Origin of the sequence: Pseudomonas asturiensis (genome assembly GCF_900143095.1) — a bacterium.
Classification (GTDB): domain Bacteria; phylum Pseudomonadota; class Gammaproteobacteria; order Pseudomonadales; family Pseudomonadaceae; genus Aquipseudomonas; species Aquipseudomonas asturiensis.
Genome location: NZ_FRDA01000001.1, coordinates 509,048 through 535,638 on the forward strand (window position 1 = coordinate 509,048; position 26,591 = coordinate 535,638).

A 26,591-nucleotide genomic window follows, 5' to 3' on the forward strand; every position below is an offset into this window, starting at 1 on the left:
ATGTCGGCCGTCGACCTGTTCCCCCTGACCGCGCCCCAACGCGATATCTGGCTTGACCAGATCAGCCGCGGCGACTCGCCTCTCTATAACATCGGCGGCTACCTGAAGCTGGTTGGCCAGGTGAATCCCGTGATGCTGAAGCGTGCGCTTGAGCAACTGCTGGCCGCGCATGATGGCTTGCGTACAGTGCTGGTACCGGGCGCAGGGGCTGATGGTTTGCCGATGCAGACCTACGCCGAGTCCATACCGGTCTCTCTGCCGGTGCACGATTTACGTGATCATCCCGAGCGGGTCGAGGCGGCGCAGACGTTGATGCGCGAGCAAATGCAGCGTCCCTATGCGCTGGACGGCAGCCCGCTGTTTCGTTTATGTCTGGTGCGCTTATGTGAAGACCAGCATTGGCTGGTCATTCAGGCTCACCACCTGATCCTTGACGGCTGGGGCTTCGGGCAGATGCTCAAGTCTCTGGGTGAGCATTACACCGCGCTCTGTGAAGGCGGCACTCTCGAGACCCAGGGGTTGTCCTACAGCGAGTTCATCAGTGATGACGCGCGCTACCATGACTCGCCGCGTCATGCGCGGGACAAGGCTTATTGGCTGGACAAGTACCGGGAGCTGCCCGAGCCGCTACTGGTGTCCCGTTATCACAACCGCAGATCGACCGACCCGGCGCCATCCCATACCTGGGTCCAGGCATTTCCCGCTGAGCTGCACACGCGCATGCACCAGTTTGCCGAACGCTTTGGTGCCTCGGCGTTCCACGTTCTGCTGGCCGCGCTGCATGTCTACTTCACCCGCACTGCACAGCGCGACGACTGGGTGGTCGGCTTGCCATTGCTCAATCGCACCGGCGCGCGTTTCAAGGCCACGCTGGGGCATTTCGCCCAAGTCAGCGCGGTGCGCATGGACTTTGAGCAGGAGCTTGATTTCGCTGCCCTGGTCATCGCGGTGCGTGACACCCTCAAGCGGGATTTCCGACATCAGCGCTTTGCGCTCAGTGAGCTTAATCGCACCCTGGGCATTTCCCGCGAGGAGCGGGCGCAGTTGTTCGAGGTCTCTGTGTCCTATGAGCAGGATGACCATGACTACCGTTATGGCGATGCGCAAGCACAGGCCGTGAAAGTCTCCAATGGTTACGAAACCACGCCTCTGGCGTTGCACATGCGGACCAACAGGTTCAGTGATCAGGCATGGTTGCATGTGGTTCACCACCGCGCCTGGTTCAATGATGCCGAAGCCGAGGCGATTGGCGAGCGTCTGTTGCAGGTGATCGAGCAGGGGCTGGAGAACCCCGCGCTACGCGCCGAAGCGTTCGATCTGCTGACGCCCGCCGAACGTCAGCACATCAGCCAATGGAACGAGACCGACACGGTTGTTGCGGGCCCGCAGTTGATCCATCGGCGTATCGAGCAGCATGCCCAGCAGTGTCCGGACGCAGTGGCGGCCGTCTTCGACGGACAGCGCCTGACCTATCGGCAGCTCAACCGCAGCGCCAACAGCCTGGCGCTGCGCCTTATCGAATCAGGCATCGTGGCTGACGACCGCGTTGCGGTTGTGTCGCGACGCGGGCTGGACACCCTGGTGAGTCTGCTGGCCGTTCTCAAGGCCGGTGCCGCTTATGTGCCGATCGACCCTGCGCATCCACGCGAGCGGCTGGCCTATCTGCTGAGTGACAGCGCGCCGTCGGTGGTGCTGACGCGTGAGAATCTGCGTGAGCGCCTGCCACTACTGACTCAACCGGTGATCGAGCTGGACGACTGCGATAAAGAGAGCGGCTCCGACATCAACCCCGACGTCGAGCCCCTGTGCAGTCACCACCTGGCCTACGTGATCTACACCTCCGGGTCCACTGGCCAGCCCAAAGGCGTCATGGTGGAACACCGAATGCTTGCCAATCTGGTGGACTGGCACTGTGATGCGTTCAAGCTGACGGCGGGCGGGCATGCCTCCTGTCTGGCCGGGTTTGGTTTCGATGCCATGGCCTGGGAGGTATGGCCGACCCTGTGCGCGGGCGCGACCCTGCATCTGGCACCGGTTCAGGAGGGCGGCGAAGACATCGACGCGATGTTGCGCTGGTGGCTGGCCCAGCCCCTGGATGTCAGCTTCCTGCCGACGCCCGTGGCTGAGTACGCGTTCAGCCTGGACGAAGATCATCCGACGCTGCGCACCCTGCTAATCGGGGGTGACCGCCTTCGCCAGTTTGCCGAAAACCGACGTTATGCGGTCGTCAATAACTATGGGCCCACCGAAACCACAGTGGTTGCCACTTCCGGGCTGGTGCGCGCGGGTGCATCACTGCACATCGGCGGTCCGGTTGCCAATACGCGTGTCTACGTGCTGGATGAGCGACTGCAGCCAATGCCCGTCGGCGCCACAGGCGAGCTGTACATCGGTGGCTCGGGGGTCGCACGAGGCTATCTCAACCGGCCACAGATGACGCAAGAACGCTTCCTCGCCGACCCGTTCAGCCTCGATGCTCAGGGACGCATGTACCGCACCGGCGATCTGGTGCGCTGGAATGCCGACGGTACGCTGGAGTACCAGGGCCGCAACGATGATCAGATCAAGATTCGCGGCATGCGCATCGAACCTGGCGAAATCGAGGCGGCGATTGCCAGCCAGACAGGCGTCAAGGAAGCCGTGGTGCTGGTGCGCGACGAGCACCTTCTGGCCTGGTTCACCGAAACCTCGGCCGTGGACCCTGATCAATTGCGCCAGACGCTGCGGGCCAGACTGCCTGCTTACATGGTGCCGCGTGCGTTCACCCGGCTGGACGTCCTGCCGCTGACCGGCAACGGCAAACTCGACCGCCGTGCGTTGCCGGATCCGGATCCTGCCTATTTGCTGGGGCACGCTTACGAGGCACCGACAGGCGCGACGGAAATCGCGATGGCCGCTGTCTGGGCGCAGGTGCTGGGCGTCGAGCGAGTAGGGCGTCATGACAACTTCTTCGAGCTGGGGGGGCATTCTTTACTGGCGATCACGCTGGTAGAACGTTTGCGCACGGCCGGGCTCAAGGCCGATGTGCATGTACTGCTGTCCCAGCCGACGGTCGCGGCACTGGCGGCCAGCAAGGACAATGCCCGCGAGTTCAGCGTACCGGCCAATGCCGTGCCGCCGGCCTGTGAACGGATTACCCCGCAAATGCTGAGCCTGACGCGTCTTGATCAGGCTGCGATCGACCGCATTGTCGCCAGCGTGCCAGGCGGTGCGCCCAACGTGCAGGAAATCTACCCGTTGGCGCCTTTGCAGGAAGGCATCCTCTATCATCATTTGTCTGCCACCCAAGGCGATCCGTACCTCCTGCAATGGCGCCTGGCGTTCGACAGCGTGGAGCGTTTGCACGCATGGACCGATGCGCTGCAGCAGGTCATTGACCGTCACGACATCCTGCGGACCGCCGTGGTCTGGGAAGGGCTTGAAAGCGCGCAGCAAGTGGTCTGGCGCAAGGCCGATCTGCTGGTTCAGCCGGTCAGCCTCGACGCCGATTGCGTGGCCGACGAGAACGCCGCCGTCAGCGTCATGGATCGCCTGCATCAGCGATTCGACGCCCGCCATCATCGTCTGGACCTTTCCCAGGCACCTTTGATGCGACTGGTTCATACCCATGATCCGGCCAATGGCGAAGTGGCTGCCGTGCTGTTGTTCCACCACCTGGTTCTCGACAACGCCGCGATGGAGGTGGTCACACGGGAAATGGAAGCCCTGCTGGCTGACCGACAGACGAGTCTGGCCGCGCCGGTGCCTTACCGCAACTACGTGGCGCAGGTGCGCCTGCACAGCGACGACGCTCGGCACGAGGCGTTTTTCAGTGACATGCTGAGCGATGTGGACGAACCCACGTTGCCCTTTGGCGTGCAGGATGTACACGCCGATGGCAGTGATATCGAGCAGGCCCGACGGGTGCTCGACAGCGACCTGGCGTTGCGCGTGCGTGAGCAGTCCCGACAATTGGGCGTCAGTGCGGCGAGCCTGATGCATGCCGCCTGGGCACGTGTCCTGAGTGTGATCGCCAACCGCCAGGATGTGGTGTTCGGCACGGTGCTGCTGGGACGCATGCAGGGTGGCGAGGGCGCGGATCGGGCGCTCGGGGTGTTCATCAACACCTTGCCGCTGCGCATCGACACTGCCAGCAGCACTCGCCAGGCCGTGAAAACCGTGCATTCACGGCTGTCAGCCTTGATCGCTCATGAGCAGGCCTCACTGGTGCTGGCGCAGCGTTGCAGTGGCGTGGCGTCCGGCTCACCGCTGTTCAGCGCGTTGCTCAATTATCGCCACAGCGCCACCGTCCGGCCGCGCGACGGCGAAGGTGTGTGGCAGGGCGTGCGCGTGCTGGGTGGCGAGGTGCGCAGTAATTACCCGCTGACCCTCAGTGTCGACGATCTGGGCGAAGGCTTCGACCTGCACGTGCTGTCTCGACAAGGCATGGGGGCCGAGCGCATCGCAGGCTGGATGCAGAACACTGTGGCGAATCTGGTGCAGGCACTGGAACAGGGCGTTCCCGAACCGCTGCAAAGCTTGCCGATTCTGGACGCGGCCGAGCGCGAACGACTGCTGAACGCGTTCAATGCCAGCGCACACCGTTTCCCCGAAGGTCTGACGGTGCATGCTCAAGTGGAGTCCAGCGTTGCAAGCCATCCGCAGGCCCTCGCCGTGGTTCAGGGCGAGGAGGTGATGACATACGCCGAGCTCAATCAGCGTGCCAACCGCCTTGCGCACCACTTGATGGGTCTGGGCGTGAAGCCGGACGAGCGTGTTGCGTTGTGCCTGCGTCGTGGCCCGGGCCGCGTGGTCGGCATGCTGGCCATCCTCAAGGCAGGAGCTGCCTACGTTCCAATAGATCCGGCTTACCCGGCAGAGCGCATTGCCTATCTGCTGGAAGACAGCGCACCCCGTGCAGTCGTGACCGAAAATTCGACGGCCAGCCTGGTCGGCTCCGTGTTTCAAGTCAATCTGCAACACAGCGACTGGCATGACGCACCTGACAGTAATCCGCAAGTAGCAGGTCTCAACGACCGTCATCTGGCTTACGTCATCTACACCTCAGGCTCCACTGGCCAACCCAAGGGCGTGATGGTGGAGCATCACACCCTGAACAATCTGGTGCACTGGCATTGTCAGGCGTTCGACCTGCACGCCGGCAGCCACACCAGCAGTGTGGCCGGTTTCGGTTTCGACGCCATGGCGTGGGAAGTCTGGCCAGCGCTTTGCGCCGGTGCCGTATTGCACGTGCCGCCTGCTCAGGTGGCCAACGAGCAGGTCGATGAATTGCTCGACTGGTGGCTGGAACAACCGCTTCAGGTCAGCTTTTTGCCGACGCCGGTGGCCGAACAGGCGTTCGGTCGCGCACGTCAGCATCCGACGCTGAGCACGCTATTAATCGGCGGAGACCGTCTGCGCCAGTTCGATAAAGACCCAGGGTTTGCGGTCATCAACAATTATGGCCCGACGGAAACCACCGTGGTCGCGACCTCAGGACAGGTCATTCCAGGCGCGTCGCTGCACATTGGCGGACCGGTGGCCAACACACGTCTTTACGTGCTGGACGAGCAACGGCAACCCGTGCCGGTCGGCGTGATCGGCGAGCTTTACATCGGGGGGGCGGGTGTTGCACGTGGCTACCTGAACCGCCCGGATCTGACCGAAGAGCGATTCATCGCCGATCCGTTCTGCACACAGGCGCCGGCAAGGATGTACCGCAGTGGCGATCTGGTGCGCTGGAATGCCGATGGCACGCTGGATTACATAGGCCGTAACGACGATCAGGTCAAGATTCGCGGGATGCGTATCGAGCTGGGCGAGATCGAGACGGTCCTTGCCGCTCAACCCGGTATCAAAGATGCCGTGGTGCTGGTGCGCAACGAGCGCCTGCTGGCCTGGTTCACCGAGACGGCTGCCGTGGAGCCGGGCACGTTGCGTCAGGCGCTGCTCGACCAGTTGCCGGGTCACATGGTGCCGCTGGCGTTCATGCGCCTCACGGCCTTGCCGCTGACCAGCCACGGCAAACTGGACCGCCGGGCCTTGCCGGACCCTGAGCTTGCCGACCTGACGGCCAACCGCTATGAGGCCCCGCAAGGCGAAACCGAGATGATCATTGCCGGCCTGTGGGAGCAGGTGCTGGGCCTGGAGCGAGTCGGGCGGCATGACAACTTTTTCGAGTTGGGCGGGCATTCGCTGCTGGCCGTGAGTCTGGTCGAGCGCATGCGCAACGCCGGGCTGAGTGCCGACGTGCGTGTACTGCTTGGCCAGCCGAGCGTGGCGGCGCTGGCAGCGTCGGTCGGCAATGGCCGCGAGGTCGTGGTGCCCGAGAATAAAGTGCCAGAAGGCTGCACACGTATCACGCCGGACATGCTGAGCCTGACGCGGCTGGATCAGGCGGCCATTGATCGCATCGTATCAACCGTGCCTGGTGGCGGCGCCAACGTACAGGAAATCTACCCGCTGGCGCCGCTTCAGGAAGGCATTCTGTATCACAACCTGACGGCGCAGCAGGACGATCCGTACCTGCTGCAATTACGTCTGAATTTCGACAGCATGGCGCGTCTGCAGAGCATTGCCGAGGCGCTGCGCAAGGTCATCGCGCGTCACGACAGCCTGCGTACCGCGGTGATCTGGGAAGGCCTGCAAGCGCCGCAGCAAGTGGTCTGGCGGCACGCCGAACTGCGTGTCGAGGAAGTGGCCGATCAGACCAGACCGGCACCCATGAGTCTGGATCGTGCGCCATTGATGCGACTTGACTACAGCCAGGATCCGTCAAGCGACAGCGTGTCTGCCACCTTGCTGTTCCATCACATCGTGGTCGATGCGACGGCACTGGAAGTGATGCGCGAGGAAATGCTCGCGCACCTGCGCGGTGCTCCCGAACCAACCCAGGTTGCCGTGCCCTATCGCAACTACGTGGCTCAAGCGCGTCTGGGTGTCAGTGAGGCGGAGCACGAGGCGTATTTCCGTGAACAACTGGGCGATATCGACGAGCCAACGCTGCCGTTCGGTCTGCGTGATGTGCAGGGTGATGGCCGTAGCATTGAAGAAAACCAGCAGACGCTGCCCGACGAGCTGGTGCGACGCCTGCGCAGTCAGGCACGGCAACTGGGCGTCAGCGTCGCCAGCCTCTTTCACCTCGCATGGGGACGGGTGCTGGCTGCAGCCACCGGCAACGACCGCGTGGTGTTCGGGACGGTGTTGCTGGGACGGTTGCAAGGCGGTGCCGGGGCGGATCGCGGTATGGGCATGTTCATTAATACGCTGCCTGTGCGCGTCGATCTGGCGGATGTCAGCGTGCGTGACGGCGCGCGCGCGACGCACGCCCGGCTCGCGACGCTGCTGGGACATGAGCACGCGGCCCTGGCTCAGGCACAACGGTTCAGCGGGGTGGCGACATCGTCGCCGCTGTTCAGTGCCATCCTCAACTATCGCCACAGTGCTGGGCAGGCACGCCAGGACGCACAGCGCGACACCTGGCGCGGCCTGGAGATTCTGGCCAGTGAAAAGCACACCAATTATCCGCTGAGCCTGAATGTCGACGACCTGGGTGAATCCTTGCGCCTGTCGGTCACCGTTGCGCCCAAAATAGGGGCTGAACGCATCTGTGGCTACATGCAGCAGGCGCTGACCGGGCTGGTGGATGCGCTGGACACCGAGCCCGATCTGCCTTTACTGCATCTGCCCGTGCTTGAACCTCGCGAGCGTCAGCAATTGCTCGACGGCTTCAACGCAACCACCGTTGCCCATGACCCGGAACAGACGCTGCTGAATCTGTTCGAGACTCAGGTTGCCCGTACGCCACAGGCCATTGCCGTGCTGGCCGAGGATGCGCAGTTGAGTTGGCAGCAGCTCAACGAGCAGGCCAACGCTTTGGCCCACCATTTGATCGATCAAGGCGTACAGCCTGACGACCGCGTCGCGATCTGCGTCGAACGAGGCGCACCGATGGTGATCGGCCTGCTGGCCATTCTCAAGGCGGGCGGTGCCTATGTGCCGCTGGACCCGGGTTATCCCCGCGAGCGCTTGCATTACATGCTCCAGGACAGCGCGCCAAAAGCGCTGTTGGTACAGACTTCGACCCGCAATCTGCTGGAAAACGAGCACACATTACGGATTGATCTGGACGCCTCTAACTGGAATTCCCAGCGCACCGCCAACCCTGCCGTCTTGGGTCTGACCGCCCGTCATCTGGCGTACGTGATCTACACCTCGGGCTCCACGGGGACGCCCAAGGGTGTGATGGTCGAGCATTGCAACGTGGCGAATCTGGTGCGTTGGGGCTCGCTGCTGTGCCCGGCGACTCAACACGGAGCGCTGTTGCACAAGACGCCCATCAGTTTCGATGCCTCGGTCTGGGAGATTTTCTGGCCGTTGTGCAGTGGGCTGCCGCTGGTGCTGGCCCGGTCTGACGGGCACCGTGATCCAGTCTATCTGGCGCGGCTGATCCGGGATCAGAAGGTCAGCGTGGTGCAATTCGTTCCGGTACTGCTTCAGCAATTTCTCGACCTGCCGGACAGTAGCCAGTGTTACAGCCTCACCGACATTGTCTGCGGTGGCGGCGAGCTGACCGCCGCACTCGCCGAACAGGTGCGGTCGCGTCTGCCATGGGTACGCCTGCATAACGTTTATGGGCCGACGGAAACCACCGTCGACTGCAGCGTCTGGACGCTGGACCCGAACATGCCGCTGCCGGAGACCACACTGCCGATTGGTCGCCCGATCAGCAACACACGTCTTTACGTGCTGGATCGGCATGACCAGCCGGTGCCTCAGGGCGTGATCGGGCACCTGCACATCGGCGGTGCCGGTGTCACCCGTGGTTACCTGAACCTGCCCGCGCAGCAGGCCGAGCGTTTCATTGACAGCCCGTTCGTCGAAGGCGATCGCCTGTACCGCAGCGGCGACCTGGTTCGCCAACAGGCGGATGGCAATCTGGAGTTCCTGGGGCGCAATGACGATCAAGTGAAAATCAACGGGCTGCGTATCGAACCGGGTGATATTCAGGCCTGCCTGATTCGGTATCCGGGTATAGAACAGGCCGTCGTCATGGTGCGCGACGAGACGCCAGGCGGTCAGCGACTGGTGGCGTATTACACCGGCGCTGTGCAGTCGGTTGAAGTGCTGCGCGACGCCGTGGGCAAACACCTGCCGAACTATATGGTCCCGGCCCTTTACGTGCACCTGGACGCCTTGCCGCTGGGTCCGAACGGCAAACTGGACCGCCAGGCACTGCCGGTGCCTGGCGCCGATGCGTTGTTGTCCAGACCTTATGAAGCCCCGCAAGGCGAGATGGAAACCCTGCTGGCCGACCTCTGGCGCGAACTGCTCGGCGTCGAGCACGTTGGCCGTCACGACAATTTCTTTGAACTGGGCGGCCACTCGCTGCTGGCGGTCAGCCTGACCGCGCGCTTGCGTCAGGAAGGCCTTGAAGCCGACGTCCGCGCACTGTTCGAGCACCCAACGCTGGCGGGCTACGCAGCCATCACAGAGAACATGGAGATTATCCTGTGAGCATCAACGAACTCCTGGCGACACTGAAAGCCAACGATATCCACCTGACGGTCAAGGACGGTCAACTGGTGGTGCAGGGCAATCGCCGCGCACTGACGGACAAAGGTTTGCTGGACAGCCTGCGTGAACACAAGCCGGCGCTGATCGAACGTCTTGAACAAGGCGATTCGCTGACCACCCGACGCGGCGCACAGACCTTCCCGGAAAATGCGATTCCCAACGGCTGCACCCACATCACCCCCGACATGCTGACGCTGGTGGTGCTTGACCAGACAGCCATCGATCAGTTGGTCCAGGCCATACCGGGCGGGGCCGCCAACGTGCAGGACCTGTATCCGCTGGCGCCTTTACAGCAGGGCATTCTGTATCACCACGTCACGGCAACCCACGGCGACCCGTATGTGATGCAGGTGGAATTCGCCTTTTCCGACCAGGAACGTCTCGACGCGTTTGCCCTGGCGCTGCAAACCGTGATTGCGCGCCACGACATCCTGCGCACGTCGGTGCACTGGGAGGGGCTGGAAACTCCGGTCCAGGTGGTCTGGCGCCACGCAGAACTGGTGGTCGATACTGTGCCGAGTGCGCAGGGCATCACGCTGGATCTGGGCCAGGCACCGTTGATCCGCCTGATCTGCCATCAGCACGCAGACGACGGCGTCAAGGCGACGCTGGTGTTCCACCACATCGCCATGGACCACAGCGCGCTTGAAGTAGTACGCCACGAAATACAGGCGTGTCTGTCGGGGCAGGCCGAGGCGTTGGGCACACCGGTGCCGTTCCGCAAATACGTGGCGCAGGCGCTGCTGGGTGTCAGCGAAGCCGAGCATGAGGCGTTTTTCCGCGACATGCTGGCCGATCTGGACGAGCCGACACTGGCGTACGACCTGCAAGACCTCAGTGGAGAAGGCGGCGACATCGGCGAATACACGCTGGCACTGGAACCGTTGCTGTGCCAGCGCCTGCGCAGTCAGGCACGCACGCTGGGTGTCAGCGTGGCCAGCCTGTTTCACCTGGGCTGGGCCCGTGTGCTGGCGGGCCTGACCGGTCGCCAACGCGTGGTCTTTGGCACCGTGTTGATGGGCCGTCTTTTGGGGGCCGAGGCCACCGAGCGGGCACTGGGCATTTTCATCAACACCTTGCCGCTGCGCCTGGATCTGGGTGATCAGGACCTGCGTACAGCGATTCGCGCCACCCATCAGCGCCTGACCACACTGATGCGCCACGAACATGCCCCACTGGCGTTGGCCCAGCGGTGCAGCGGCGTCGCAGCACCGACGCCGTTGTTCAACGCCTTGCTCAACTATCGTCACAGCGCTGCGGCGCAGGCGTCCGGCGAGACCTGGCAGGGCATTCAGGTGCTGCACGCACAGGAGCGCAGCAACTACCCGCTGGTGGTGAGCGTCGATGACCTGGGCGAGGCGTTCAGTCTGACCGCACAAACGTCGCCGCAGATTGATCCACAGCGCATCTGCGCTTATCTGCAACGCGCCATGGAGCATCTGCTGGAGGCGCTGGAGCACTCGCCGCAGACCAAGGCCGAACAGCTCGACATGTTGCCGCTTGCAGAGCGCACGCATGTGCTGCAGCAGCTCAATCCGCAGCCAACTGACTACGAGCGGGGTCTGACACTGCACCAGCGTATCGAGCAACACGCACTCGAGCGACCTGAATCCATGGCCGCACACGTGGCCGGGCAATCATTGAGCTACAGCGAGCTGAATCATCGCGCCAATGCCTTGGCCCATCACCTGATCAGCCTTGGCGTTCGCGTTGATGATCGTGTGGCGGTCATGGCCCGTCGCGGGCTGGACACGCTTGTAGCCTTGCTGGCTGTGCTCAAGGCCGGGGCTGGTTACGTGCCGGTCGATCCCTCACACCCTGATGAGCGCATCGCTTATCTGCTGAGCGACAGCGCCCCCAAAGTGCTGCTGACCCAGCAGACACTGCTGAGCCGCGTCCCGGTACTGAACGCGCCGGTCATTGCCTTTGACCGTCCGGACTGGCCGGAGCGTCTGGACAACCCGCAGGTGGCGGGGCTTACGGCTGCGCATCTGGCCTACGTGATCTACACCTCGGGCTCGACCGGCCAGCCCAAGGGCGTCATGGTCGAGCACCGCACCCTGAATAATCTGCTGGCGTGGCACTGCCAGGCGTTCGAGCTGCAGGCTGGCAGCCACACGGCCAGCGTCGCCGGTTTCGGCTTTGATGCCATGGCGTGGGAAATCTGGCCGGCGCTGTGTGCCGGGGCAACGTTGCACCTGCCGCCAGAGAACATCAGCAACGAACAGCTTGATGCGCTGCTCGACTGGTGGATCGCCCAGCCGTTGCAGGTCGCGTTTTTGCCTACACCGGTCGCGGAATATGCGTTCAGCCGTGACCTGCGCCATCCGACGCTGCGTACGCTGTTGATCGGCGGCGACCGTTTGCGTCAATTTCATCGTGATCCGGGCTTTGCGGTCATCAACAACTACGGCCCGACCGAGGCCACGGTGGTCGCCACCTCCGGCCGTTTGTGGCCGGACGGCAGTCTCGACATTGGCAAACCCATTGCCAACACCCGCGTGTACCTGCTCGACGAACGTCAGCAACTGGTGCCGCTGGGCGTGGCGGGCGAGCTGTACGTGGCAGGTGACAGCGTAGCGCGTGGCTACCTGAATCGACCCGAAATGACCGCCGAACGCTTCCTGCGTGACCCATTCCACCAGGACGCCGGCGCGCGTATGTACCGCACCGGCGACCTGGCGCGCTGGAACGCCGACGGCACGCTTGAGTACCTGGGGCGTAATGACGACCAAGTGAAAATCCGTGGCGTGCGCATCGAACTCGGCGAGATCGAAGCACAGTTGAGCCAGTTGCCGGGCATCGAAGAAGCGCTGGTAGTGGCCCGGGAAGACGAGCCGGGTCAGCTAAGGCTGGTGGGTTATTTCATCGAACAAGCCGATGTTACTGGCTCCACTGCGGGTGATCTGCGTGCCGCCTTGCTGGCGGTGCTACCGGGTTACATGGTGCCCAGTGCCTTCGTGCGTCTTGACGCCTGGCCGCTGACCGCCAATGGCAAGGTTGACCGTCGGGCCTTGCCGGTTCCGGATCGTCAGGCGTTGCAAACATCTGATTACGAGGCGCCGCAAGGCGAGCTGGAAATAGCTCTTGCGGCGATCTGGGGCCAATTGCTGCAGGTCGAACGGGTAGGGCGTCAGGATCGTTTCTTCGAGCTGGGCGGTCATTCGTTGCTGGCCATGCGCATGGTGTCTCAGGTGCGCCAGCGCCTGTCGCTGGAGCTTGCGCTGGGCGACCTGTTTGCCGACAGCGCACTGGCCGCCGTCGCGCGCTGTCTGGGTAATGCCGGACACCATGAACTGCCTGCCATCCAGGCTTCCAAACATGACGGACCGGTTCCATTGTCCTTCGCCCAGCAAAGGTTGTGGTTTCTGGCGCAAATGGAGGATGCCAACAGCGCTTACAACATTCCGCTGGGCCTGCAACTGAAAGGGCATCTGGACACCCGCGCACTCAAGCGCGCCCTTGAGCGTATCGTCGTACGCCATGACAGCCTGCGCAGCCGCTTCATTCAACACGAAGGCGAGGCCCGTGTGCAGGCTGCACCGGCCTCGGTCGTTCCCGAACTGCTCTGGCAGGACCTGCGCGGTGAGAACGAGCACGCACTGCAGCGCATTGTTCGCGAAGAAGCTGCGCAGCCGTTCGATCTGCTGGACGACCTGCCGATTCGCGGGCGTCTGCTGTGCCTGGCCGAAGACCGGCACGTGCTGTTGCTGACCCTGCACCACATCGTCGCCGATGGTTGGTCGCTGGGCGTCTTCACCCGTGAACTCACTGCGTTGTATCGGGCATTCAGCCAAGGTCTGGAGGACCCGCTTGCGCCGTTGTCCTTGCAGTACGCGGACTACGCGCTGTGGCAACGCAACTGGCTGGACGGCGAGCGCATGAGCCGCCAGAGCGACTTCTGGCATCAGGCGCTGACCGGCGCACCGGCCTTATTGACCTTACCGACCGACCGACCGCGCCCGGCGCGTCAGGACTACTCGGGTGCCAGCGTTGCGGTACGTCTCGACCCGCGCCTGTGCGATGACCTGAAAGCCTGCTGCCAGCACCATGGCGTGACGCCGTTCATGCTGTTCATGGGGGCGTGGGCTGTGCTGCTGGCCCGGCTGTCGGGGCAGTCCGAGGTGGTGATCGGCATGCCGGTGGCCAACCGTCGACACAGCGAAGTCGAGGCGTTGATCGGTCTGTTCGTCAACACCCTCGCGGTGCGCATCGATACCTCCGCAGAGCCGGATGTCAGTACGCTGCTGGCGCGGATCAAATCTCAAGTGATTCAGGCCCAGGAACATCAGGATCTGCCTTTCGAACAAGTGGTGGAGCGTCTGAAGCCGCCGCGCAGCCTGGCCCACAGCCCGTTGTTCCAGGCGTCACTGGCCTGGGACGGCAGTCAGGGGCTGGAATTGCAATTGGGCGATCTGCACCTGCAGCCGTTGTCCGAGCAGCCGACGTTCGCCAAGTTCGACCTGACCCTGAGCATGGGTGAGACCGCTGAAGGGTTCGGCGGTGTGGTGGATTACGCCACTGCGTTGTTCGATGAAGCGACTGTAGTGCGTTATGTGGGTTATCTGGAGCAGTTGCTGTGGACGATGGTCGGCAATGCCCATGCGGTGCCGGCCAGGGCTGGCATGCTGGGGCATGAGGAACGGCGCCGTCTGCTGGTGGATTTCAACGCCAACGAGCGGGATTTCCAACTTGATCGCCCCGTGCAGGCACTGTTCGAGGCTAAGGTTGCCCGAACCCCGGATGCCATTGCGCTGGAGTCGGCAGGCGTTCGCCTGACCTATCGCCAGCTCAACGAGGCGGCCAATCGGCTGGCGAATCATCTGCTCGAGCAGGGCGTGCAGCCGCAAAGCCGGGTCGCGGTCTGCCTGCAACGGGGCCCACACCTGCTGGTCGGGCTGCTGGCCGTGCTCAAGGCAGGCGGTGCCTATGTGCCGCTGGACCCTGGCTACCCCATGGATCGTCTGGCCTACATGCTCAATGACAGCCAGGCCGTGACGCTGCTGGTGGATGCCAGCACGCGCGAGCGCTTTGCCGAGCGCCTGCTGCCGCAGCTCGACCTGGACAGCAGCACCTGGAACGAGCAGTCGGCTGAAAACCCGGTTATTCAAGGGGTGGGGGCGGGGCATCTGGCCTACGTGATCTACACCTCGGGCTCCACTGGCACCCCCAAGGGCGTGATGGTCGAGCATCGCGGCCTGTGCAATCTGGTGCAATGGAGTTCGCAGCTGTGTCCGCCAGCCCCTGATCGCGCGTTGCTGCTTAAAACACCGGTCAGTTTCGACGCCTCGGTCTGGGAGCTTTTCTGGCCGCTGTGTGCGGGTATGCGTCTGGTGCTGGCGCGCCCTGACGGGCAGCGTGACCCGGCGTATCTGGCTCAGGAGATTCAGGACCGTGAGGTCAGCGTGGTGCAGTTCGTGCCTGCGCTGTTGCAACAGTTCGTCGAACTCGACGAAAGCGCCCGCTGCACCAGCCTGACCGATATCGTCTGCGGTGGTGGTGAACTGACTGCCGCCATGGCCGCGCAGGTACGCATGCGTTTGCCGCACGTGCGCTTGCACAACGTGTATGGTCCGACCGAAGCCACGGTGGACTGCAGTGTGTGGACCCTGGAGCCTGACCAGCCGGTGCCGGAGTCGACGTTGCCAATCGGCCGCGCCATCAGCAATACGCGCCTGTACGTGCTCGATGACCATGACCAGCCCGTGCCGCAAGGCGTGGTCGGGCAGTTGCACATCGGCGGTGCGGGTGTCGCGCGTGGCTACCTGAACCTGCCCGACATGCAGGCTGAACGGTTCATCGACAGCCCGTTTGTGCCCGGTGATCGCCTGTACCGCAGCGGCGATCTGGTTCGCCAGCGCTTAGATGGTCAGCTGGAATTTCTCGGCCGCAACGACTTCCAGGTCAAGCTGCATGGCCTGCGCATCGAACTGGGCGAGATCGAAGCACGGCTGAGTGCCCATCCGGCGTTGCGTGAAGCCGCGGTGCTGTTGCATGGAGACCGATTGGTCGCCTGGTTCAGTTGCCGGGAAGGCCATTCTGCGCCCGGCATCGAGGTGTTGCGCGCCCATGTGCTGGCGCAACTGCCGGATTACATGGTGCCGACGGCCTACGTAGCGTTGTCGGCCTTGCCGCTAAGCCTCAATGGCAAGCTGGACCGTGCAGCGCTGCCTGAGCCGGACGCGAATGCCGTGCTTAGCCGCCACTACGAGGCGCCGCTGTGCGAAACCGAAGCCCGTCTGGCAGAACTGTGGGCCGAACTGCTGAATGTCGCCCGAGTCGGGCGTCAGGATCACTTCTTCGAACTGGGCGGGCATTCACTGCTCGCTGTCACCCTGATCGCACGCATGCGCAAACTGGGCATGAGCGCCGACATTCGCGTGTTGTTCGCCCAGCCGACCCTTTCGGCGCTGGCCAGCGCGGTCGGCAATAACAATGAACTGCAGATACCGGCGAACCGGATCGACGCAGAGTGCCGCTACATCACTCCAGACCTGTTGCCACTGGTGTCGCTGGATCAGGACGCTATCGAGCGTATCGTCGCCCATGTGCCTGGCGGCGCGGCCAACGTGCAGGACATTTACCCGCTCGGACCATTGCAGGCTGGCATTCTTTATCATCATCTGGCCGCTGGCGACAGCGATCCGTACCTGCTGCAACCCCGATTCTCCTTCGCGGATCACGCGCGTCTGGACGCATTCTGCAGCGCGTTGCAGCAGGTGATCGAACGGCACGACATCCTGCGCACAGCATTGTTCTGGGAAGGCCTGTCAGCGCCGGTTCAGGTGGTATGGCGCAAGGCGGCACTGCGTGTCGACGAGGTTGCGCTGCAGGATCTGGACAACGCCCCGCGCATGGACCTGACTCAGGCACCGCTGCTGCATCTGGTGTACGCCCGGGATCCGGGCACTGGCCTGATCGCTGCGACGCTGCGTTTCCATCACGTGGTCATGGACCATGTCGCGCTCGACGTGCTGGGTCAGGAATTGCAAAGCATTCTGCTTGGCGACGAGGCGCAGCTCGCCGCGCCTGTTCCCTATCGCAATTACATCGCTCACGTGCTGCACGGACCGGACGATGCCGCCCATGAGGCATTCTTCAGCGAGCAATTAGGCGACATCGATGAGCCTACGCTGCCTTACGGTCTGGCGTTCGCCTCGCAGGACGATGTTCCCCTCGAAGCGCGTCTGGTGCTCGACGATGCCCTGTGCCACAAGGTGCGCGATCAATCCCGCCTGCTCGGTGTGAGTGCTGCAAGCCTGATGCACCTGGCCTGGGCGCAGGTGCTCGGGCACCTGTCAGGACGTGAAAGCGTGGTATTCGGCACGGTGCTGCTGGGTCGCCTGCAGGGCTCTGAAGGCGTCGAACGGGCATTGGGTGTGTTCATCAATACCTTGCCGCTGCGCATCGAGCTGGGCAGCCAGTCCGTGCGCGACGCCGTACAGGATACGCATCGCAGGCTGACCGGTCTGCTCGTCCACGAGCATGCGCAGCTGGCGCTGGCCCAGCGATGCAGCGCGTTGCCTGCGGGCGCTCCGTTGTTCAACAGCTTGCTCAACTACCGTCACAGCGCGGTTCACGAAGCCGCCGATGAGGCTAGGACCCTGGCGTGGCAAGGGATTGAAGTGCTGAATGCGCAGGAGCGCAGCAACTATCCGTTGACCCTGAGCGTCGATGACCTGGGCCAGGGCTTCAGCTTCACAGCACAGGCCACGCCGGGCATTGAGCCGCAGCGGGTCTGCGATTACCTGCACGAAGCACTGACGCACCTGATTCTGGCGCTGGAGCAGCAACCCGATACCGCCATGACGCAACTGGGCATTCTGCCTGCGTCTGAGCGTCAGCAATTGCTGCATGAGTTCAACGACACGCGTCGCGACTACCCGCGTGAGCAACCCGTGCATTGCCTGTTCGAACAGCGTGCCGCTCGCCATCCTGAGCGCGTGGCCGTCGTGCATGGCCAGCGTTCGATGACGTATGGCGAACTGAATGAGCAAGCCAACCGCCTCGCTCATCACCTGATTGAACAAGGGATTGCGCCGAGCGACCATGTGGCAATCGTGTTGCCGCGTTCTGTAGCGCTGCTGATCGCCCAGTTGGCCGTAAGCAAATGCGCCGCAACCTTCGTCCCGCTGGATATCAATGCGCCTGCGGAGCGCCAGAGCTACATGCTGGATGACTGCCAGGCGGTCTGCGTGCTGACCCGCAGCACGACAGCCATCAACGCGGCAACCCAACGTGTCGATCTGGACAGTCTTGAACTGAATGACCAGCCCGCCCATGACCCTCAACGGGCGCAGGGCTCGAACGCTGCGGCTTACGTCATGTACACCTCCGGCTCCACCGGCGCACCGAAAGGCGTGCGGGTGCCACATCGGGGCATCGCTCGTCTGGTGCTGAACAACGGCTATGCCGATTTCAATGATCAGGACCGCATTGCCTTTGCCTCCAATCCGGCATTCGATGCCAGCACCCTGGAAGTGTGGGGTGCGTTACTCAATGGCGGACAGGTGTGTGTGGTGGACCATGAAATACTGGTCGATCCGAGCCGTTTCAGCGCCTTACTGAGCGATGCCGGGATCACCGTGTTGTTCATCACCACGGCGCTGTTCAACCAATACGTACAGCAGATTCCTGCGGCGCTGCGAGGCCTGCGCGTGCTGTTTTCCGGCGGTGAGCGCGCCGATCCGGTCAGTTTTCGCACGCTGCTGACTCAGGCCCGGGGGATGCGTTTGTTCAATGCCTACGGACCGACCGAGACCACCACCTTTGCTACTGTCTGCGAAGTTCGGGCTGTATCCGAGGGCGAAGAGAGCCTCCCGATTGGCCGTCCCATCGGCAACACCCGCGTCTATGTGCTGGACGCTCATCAGCGCCTGGCGCCCAAAGGCGTAACCGGCGAGCTGTACATTGGCGGCGATGGTGTGGCACTGGGTTACCTGAACCGCCCGGAACTCACTGCCGAAAAATTCATGGCCGACCCGTTCAGTGATGAACCCGACGCCATGATGTACCGCACCGGCGACCTGGGACGCTGGCTGGAAGACGGACAACTGGAGTGCCTGGGGCGTGACGACGATCAGGTGAAGATCCGTGGTTTCCGCATTGAACTCGGTGAAATTGTCAGTTGCCTGCACCAGTTGCCGGGTATTGGCGAAACCGTGGTGCTGGCTCGCGAAGACGAGCCAGGCAATGTGCGGCTTGTGGCGTACTACACCAGCCATGACGAGGGCGCGTTGCTGGTTCCCGAGCAGATGCGTGCACACCTGCAGGCCAGCTTGCCGGACTACATGGTGCCGACCGCGTTCATCGAGCTGACGACACTGCCGCTGACGGCCAATGGCAAGCTTGATCGTCGGGCGCTGCCCAAACCCGAGCGTTCGGCACTGTTCGGTCTGAGCTACGAAGCGCCTCAAGGCGAGTTCGAAGTGGCGCTGGCCGAGATCTGGGCCGAGGTGTTGCAGGTCGAACGAGTCGGTCGTCACGATCACTTTTTCGAGCTGGGCGGGCATTCCTTGCTGGCCATGCGCATGGTGTCTCAGGTTCGCCAGCAACTGGGCGTGGAGTTGCCGTTGGGTGAGCTGTTTGCCCTTGGCGAACTGGCGGCGGTGGCGGCCGCGCTGTGTGACGTGGCGCGCAGTGAGCTGCCGTCAATCCTGCCGGTGACGCGTGACCAGCCGATGCCACTGTCTTTCGCCCAGCAAAGGTTGTGGTTCCTGGCGCAGATGGACGGCGGCAACGAGGCCTACAACATCCCCATGGCGCTGAGCCTTGAGGGTAGCCTTGACGTGACAGCGTTGACGCGTGCCCTGGCGCGTATCGTCGAACGCCACGAAACCTTGCGCAGCCGGTTCGTGGCCAGTGAAGACAGCGCGCACGTGCTGTTCGTACCGACATTCGCCGACGCCCGGCTGCCTGTCGAGGACATGCGCCACATTCCGCAGGCATTGGCCGAGCGCATCCGCGCCGAAGCGGTCGCGCCGTTCGACCTGGCTCACGGACCGCTGATTCGTGCTCATCTGTTACAAGTGGCCGATGAGCGTCACGTGCTGCTGCTGACCGTTCACCATATCGTCGCCGATGGCTGGTCGATGGGCGTAATGACACAGGAACTTCTGGCGCTGTACCCGGCGTTCTGCCGAGGGCAGCATGACCCGCTGCCACCCTTGGCGATCCAGTACGCCGATTATGCTGTGTGGCAACGCCGCTGGCTGAGCGGCGAGCGCCTGCAACACCAGGCGGCTTACTGGCGTCAGGTCCTGGAAGGCGCGCCGACACTGCTCACCCTGCCGACCGACCGGCCACGTCCGGCACAACAGGATTTTGCAGGTGCCAGCCTTGCGTTGCAGTTGAATGCACGGTTGACGGCGGATCTGCGCACACTGGCGCAACGTCAGGGCGTCACGCTGTACATGGCACTGATGGCGGCCTGGGCTGCGACCCTCACGCGTCTGTCCGGGCAGGCCGAAGTGGTGATCGGCAGCCCGGTGGCAGGTCGAGGCCGTGCCGAGCTGGAAGACCTGGTCGGCCTGTTCGTCAACACGCTGGCCGTGCGCATCGATACTTCGGGCAGTCCGAGCGGCGAAGCGCTGCTGGCGCGGGTCAAGGCTCGCGTGCTGGAGGCGCAGGACCATCAGGACCTGCCATTCGAACAGGTCGTGGAAGTGGTTCGTCCTGCCCGCAATCTGGCCCATCCACCGTTGTTCCAGACCACCCTGAATTGGATGCCTGGTGGACACGCTGCCGTGCCGCTCGACGGTCTGGTCGTGGCACCGGTCGAGCAGGTCAGCCAGGTCTCCAAATTCGACCTGTCGCTGAACCTGAGCGAGCAGGGCGAGACGTTGATTGGCACGCTGGACTACGCGACGGCGCTGTTCGACGAAGCGACCGTACAGCGCTATCTCGGCTATTTCCTGCAGGTCCTCGAAACGCTGGCTAACCATGAGCAGGCGCTGCTCGACCGGATTGCGCTGGTAAGCCATCAGGAGCGGCATTACCTGCTGGACACGCTGAATGCGACTGCGCTGGATGTTTCCTTCGAGCAAACCGTGCATGCGCTTATCGAAGCCCGTGCGGCCAGCGCGCCGGAGAGCGTGGCCGCACAGGTGGACCAGCGCTGCCTGAGCTACGGCGAGCTGAATCACCGCGCCAACGCGCTGGCCCATCACCTGATCAGCCTTGGCGTGCGCGTTGATGATCGCGTGGCGGTCATGGCCCGTCGCGGGCTGGACACACTGGTGGCCTTGCTGGCCGTGCTCAAGGCGGGAGCCGGTTACGTGCCGGTCGATCCTTCGCACCCGGACGAACGCATTGCTTATCTGCTGAGTGACAGCGCCCCCAAAGTGCTGCTGACCCAGCAGGCATTGTTGAGCCGCGTGCCGGTATCGAACGCGCCGGTCATTGCCTTTGACCGTCCGGACTGGCCGGAGCGTCTGGACAACCCGCAGGTGGCGGGGCTGACGGCTGCGCATCTGGCCTACGTGATCTACACGTCGGGCTCGACCGGGCAGCCCAAGGGCGTCATGGTCGAGCACCGCACCCTGAACAATCTGCTGGCGTGGCACTGCCAGACGTTCGAGCTGCAGGCGGGCAGCCACACGGCCAGCGTCGCCGGTTTCGGCTTTGATGCCATGGCCTGGGAAATCTGGCCGGCGCTGTGTGCTGGGGCAACCTTGCACCTGCCGCCAGAGAACATCAGCAACGAACAGCTGGATGCGCTGCTCGACTGGTGGATCGCCCAGCCGCTGCAAGTCGCGTTTCTGCCTACACCGGTCGCGGAATACGCCTTCAGCCGTGACCTGCGTCATCCGACGTTGCGCACGCTGTTGATCGGCGGCGATCGTCTGCGTCAATTCCATCGTGATCCGGGCTTTGCGGTGATCAACAACTACGGCCCGACCGAGGCCACGGTGGTCGCCACCTCCGGCCGTTTGTGGCCGGACGGCAGTCTCGATATCGGCAAACCCATTGCCAACACCCGCGTGTACCTGCTCGACGAACGCCAGCAACTGGTGCCGCTGGGCGTGGCGGGCGAGCTGTACGTGGCAGGCGACAGCGTAGCGCGTGGCTACCTGAATCGACCCGAAATGACCGCCGAACGCTTCCTGCGTGACCCGTTCCACCAGGACGCCGGCGCGCGTATGTACCGCACCGGCGACCTGGCGCGCTGGAACTCCGACGGTGCGCTGGAGTACCTGGGGCGTAATGACGATCAGGTGAAAATCCGTGGCGTGCGCATCGAACTCGGCGAGATCGAAGCGCAGTTGAGCCAGTTGCCGGGCATCAAAGAAGCGCTGGTAGTGGCCCGGGAAGACGAGCCGGGTCAGCCAAGGCTGGTGGGTTATTTCATCGAACAAGCCGATGTTACTGGCTCGACTGCGGGTGATCTGCGTGCCGCCTTGCTGGCGGTGCTGCCGGGTTACATGGTGCCCACTGCCTTCGTGCGTCTTGACGCCTGGCCGCTGACCGCCAATGACAAGGTTGACCGTCGCGCCTTGCCGATGCCGGATCGTGAGGCGTTGCCGGGTCGAGATTACGAGGCGCCTCAGGGAGCGGTGGAGACGGCGCTGGCCGAGATATGGGGCGAGCTGCTGCAGGTCGAGCGGGTGGGGCGGCATGATCACTTCTTCGAGCTGGGCGGGCACTCGCTGCTGGCTGTGACCCTGATCGCGCAGATGCGCCGCCAAGGCATCGAGGCGGACATTCGCACCCTGTTTGCGCAACCGACGCTGTCCGCACTGGCCGGCGCAATCGGCAGCAGTCAGCAGACGCCGATACCGGCCAACCTGATTCAAGTGGATTGCACGCACATCACGCCAGACCTGTTGCCGCTGGTCACGCTGGAACAGGCCGACATCGACCTCATCGTCGCCCGTGTTCCGGGCGGCGTGGCGAATGTGCAGGACATTTATCCGCTGGGGCCGCTGCAGGCCGGGATCTTCTATCACCATTTATCCGCAGGCGGCGACGATCCTTATCAGTTACAGGCCCGTTTTGCCTTTGCCGACCGTGCGCGTCTGAACGCGTTTTGCGCAGCCTTGCAGCGGGTGATCGCCCGCAACGATGTGCTGCGTACCTCCTTGTGCTGGGAAGGGTTGGAAACACCGGTTCAAGTGGTCTGGCGACAGGCCGTATTGCCGGTGATCGAAGTGGCGCTGGACACTCTCGCACAGGCCGAACCGCTGGGCCTTGAAAAGGCGCCGCTGTTGCGCCTGGTCCATGCGGATGACCCGGCCAACGGACGGATTGTTGCAGTACTGCTGTTCCATCACCTGATCATGGATCACATGGCGCTGGAACTGTTGAGCCACGAACTGCAAGCCGTGCTGCTCGATCAGGAAGCAGACCTGCCTTCGCCCGTGCCATACCGAAATTACATCGCCCAGACGTTGCAGGAAGAGGGCGATCAGAACCATGAACTGTTCTTCCGCGAGCAGTTGGGCGACCTCAGCGAACCGACCCTGCCTTATGGTCAGAGCGGGTTGCCGGGCGCTCAGGTGCCGGGGGAAGCCAGGCAGCCTCTGGACGCTGAACTGAGCCGCAAGGTGCGCGATCAGGCGCGTTTGCTGGGTGTCAGCGCTGCGAGCCTGATGCACCTGGCCTGGGCGCAGGTGCTCGGACAATTGTCCGGTCGTGACACGGTGGTATTCGGCACGGTTCTGCTCGGGCGGCTGCAGGGCGGTGAAGGTGTAGAACGCACGCTGGGTGTGTTCATCAACACCTTGCCACTGCGCATCGATCTGGCTGGCCAGTCGGCGCAGGATGCAGTGCTTCAGACTCATCGGCGTCTCAGTGGGTTGCTGGGGCACGAACATGCACCGCTGGCCCTCGCACAACGCTGCAGTGCGTTGCCAGCCGGCGCACCCTTGTTCAGCGCTTTGCTCAACTACCGTCACAGCGCGGCCCCTCAAACCGCTGACGTTCCTGCGAGCACGGCCTGGCAAGGTATCGAGCTGCTCGCTGCGCAAGAACGCAGCAATTACTCGCTGACCCTGAGCGTGGATGACCTGGGCGAGGGTTTCGACCTGACAGCGCTTACCGCGACCGGTATCGATGCACGACGCGTCTGCGCTTACATGGTCTGCGCTGTGGAAACCCTCATTGATGCGTTGTCACAGTCACCGCTGACGGGGCTGGAAACACTGGACCTTCTGCCCGTCGCCGAACGTACCGAGTTGCTGGAAGGCTTCAATGCCCAGCGCAGCGAGCCGGCCAGCGAACTCACCATCCATCAGCGCATCGAGCGTCAGGCGGCGGTCGCCCCGGATGCGGTTGCGGCGCAGGTGGGTGATGAACGGTTGAGCTACGACCAGTTGAATCGTCGTGCCAACGCCCTGGCACACCACCTGATCGGACTGGGTGTGTGTCCTGATGACCGCGTTGCGGTTATCGCACGTCGCGGGCTGGACACGCTGGTGGGTCTGCTGGCCGTGCTCAAGGCCGGTGCCGGTTATGTGCCGGTCGATCCGGCGCACCCGGCCGAGCGCATCAACTATCTGCTGGCAGACAGCGCGCCGGTAGTGGTGCTGACCCAGGCCGATCTGCTGCAGCGGCTCCCGGGCCTGACGGTGCCGGTGGTTGCGATGGACCGCGCAGACTGGCCGACGCGTGAGGCCAACCCGCAGGTGACGCAGCTGACCACCACCCATCTGGCCTACGTGATCTACACCTCGGGCTCCACCGGCTTGCCCAAGGGCGTGATGGTTGAGCACCTGGCCCTCAACAAACTGGTGGACTGGCATTGCGAGGCCTTCGACCTGCACGCCGGCAGTCACACTGCCAGCGTTGCCGGCTTCGGGTTCGATGCCATGGCCTGGGAAGTCTGGCCTGCGTTGTGCGCCGGGGCGACCCTGCACGTGCCGCCTGCTGACATCGGCAATGAACAACTGGATGCATTGCTCGACTGGTGGCTGGCTCAACCGCTGCAGGTTGCCTTTCTGCCGACGCCGGTCGCCGAATATGCCTTCAGCCGCGAGCTGCGTCATCCGACGTTGCGCACGCTGTTGATCGGCGGTGACCGTCTACGTCACTTCCAGCGCGATCCGGGCTTTGCGGTGATCAACAACTACGGTCCGACCGAAACCACAGTGGTGGCGAGTTCGGGCGAGATGTTTGCCGGCCGTGTGCTGCACATCGGTAAACCGGTGCGCCATGCACGGCTTTACGTGCTGGATGCCCGTTGCCGGCCGGTGCCGCTGGGTGTTCCGGGCGAGCTGTACATTGGCGGCGACGCGGTTGCACGGGGTTATCTGAACCGTGCGGACCTGACTGCCGAACGCTTTCTGGATGACCCGTTCAGCGACCGGCCGGACGCACGGATGTATCGCTCGGGCGATCTGGTTCGCTGGTTGGCCGATGGCACGCTGGAGTATCTGGGCCGCAACGACCATCAGGTGAAGATTCGCGGCGTACGCATCGAACTGGGCGAAATCGAGCAACACCTGGCGCTGTGCCCAGGCGTCGCCGAAGCCGTGGTCGTCGCTCAGCGCCTGGAAGAGGGCGGATTGCGGCTGGTGGCGTATTTTACGCGTCATGATGCGTTGCTCGACGCGACGGCATTGCGTGCGCACCTGGCAGAGCGTCTACCGGAGTACATGGTGCCTGCCGCTTATGTCGTGCTGGATGCGTTGCCACTGACCCGTAACGGCAAGGTGGACCGCAAGGCGTTGCCGCTGCCGAGCGTAGACTCGCTGGCGACAGCCACGTATCAGGCACCCGAAACTCCGCTCGAAGAGCGTCTGGCCGAACGCTGGGCCGAGGTGTTGGAAGTCGAGCGGGTTGGCCGCCATGACAGCTTCTTCGAACTGGGAGGCCATTCGCTGCTGGCGATTCGTCTGGTCAGCCTGATCCAGAAATCCGGCCTGTCGCTGAGTCTTGCCGAGCTGTTTCAGCATCCAAGCGTCGCCGCACTGGCCCGACTGCTTGAACGACGGCCTGTCGGAACCGCTGAAATGCCTGAGGTCGTCACGGTGCGAGAGGGCAGCAGTGCAACGCCGCTGTTCCTGATCCACGACTTCACCGGGCTGGACGCTTACTTCCCGGTACTCAGTCAGCACCTGGACGGCGATTTTGCGATCTACGGTCTGCCAGGCGTTGGCTTGGGGCAACCGCAACTCAACACGCTGGAAGGTCTGGCAGCACGGCTGATCGAGCGGATTCAAAGCGTGCAGCCTCAAGGGCCTTACCGACTGGCGGGTTGGTCATTTGGTGGCGTATTGGCTTATGAAGTGGCCACGCAACTCGTGGGTATGGACGCGTCAGTGGCCTTTGTCGGTCTGCTGGACAGCTACGTGCCGCGTCTGACCGATCAGGGCAAGGCGCGCTGGCAAGGGCCGCAGTTGCTTGAACGTGAGTTGCTGGCGCATTGCTCGACGTACTGGCGAGCGCAAGGCCAGGCAGGCGTTGCGCCTCTGGTGCGACTGGAAGCGTTGCAGGCACAGCCCGAGAAGCCGGTATTTGAGTCACTGTTGCAACTGTGTCGGGATGAGCAACTGCTGTATCCAGAGCTGGCGCAGGCGAGCGATCTACAACTGCGCCACTATCTGGAGCGCGAACTGGCCCACGGCCATGCGCTGGCTCATTACCGGCTGGAGCCGATTAACCTGCCGGTCCATCTGTTTTGCGCCGAGCAACGCGAGCATGCACCAGGCAATGCGGCCAGCGGCCAAGACTCAACCCGTGACTCCAGCCATGGCTGGGCCGAGGTTGTGCCCGCCGCGCAGCTGCATTGCGTCAGTGTGCCGGGCGATCACATGAGCATGATGCAGGCACCGCATGTTCAGGTGTTGGGCCAGGCATTGAGCCGTGTACTGAGCGATCAGACACCGGCCATGCTACCCGTCTACAAGGCGTTGCTGGCGATTCAGAGCGGACAGCGTGGGAGGGCACCCCTGTTCTGCGTACCGGGCGCTGGCGACAGTGTCACCAGCCTGATCGGTCTGGCGGAAGCCTTCGGGCCGGACTGGCCGATCTATGGGTTGCAGGCGCGAGGTCTGGAAGGTCGTTACGTGCCTCACAGCCGTGTCGAGGCGGCCGCC

General features: G+C 63.4%; 2 protein-coding genes (1 of these 2 cut by a window edge). Both read left to right on the forward strand.

Translation table 11 applies throughout. From position 1 onward, the window contains the following. Positions 1-9,495, forward strand: coding sequence for a non-ribosomal peptide synthetase (locus BUB69_RS02415; RefSeq protein ID WP_073162112.1), 9,495 nt, complete (start codon positions 1-3; stop codon positions 9,493-9,495). Further along, positions 9,492-26,591: the 5' portion of a non-ribosomal peptide synthetase gene (locus BUB69_RS02420; protein ID WP_073162113.1), read on the forward strand. 657 nt of this gene lie beyond the right edge of the window; 17,100 of the gene's 17,757 nt are visible here — the first part of the coding sequence; its start codon is at positions 9,492-9,494; its stop codon lies off the right edge, out of view. Before BUB69_RS02415 ends, BUB69_RS02420 begins: the two co-directional genes overlap by 4 nt.

Excerpts from the sequence above, each read along its gene's own strand:
- BUB69_RS02415 (WP_073162112.1), top strand. The coding sequence starts at position 1 with ATGTCGGCCGTCGACCTGTTCCCCCTGACCGCGCCCCAACGCGATATC.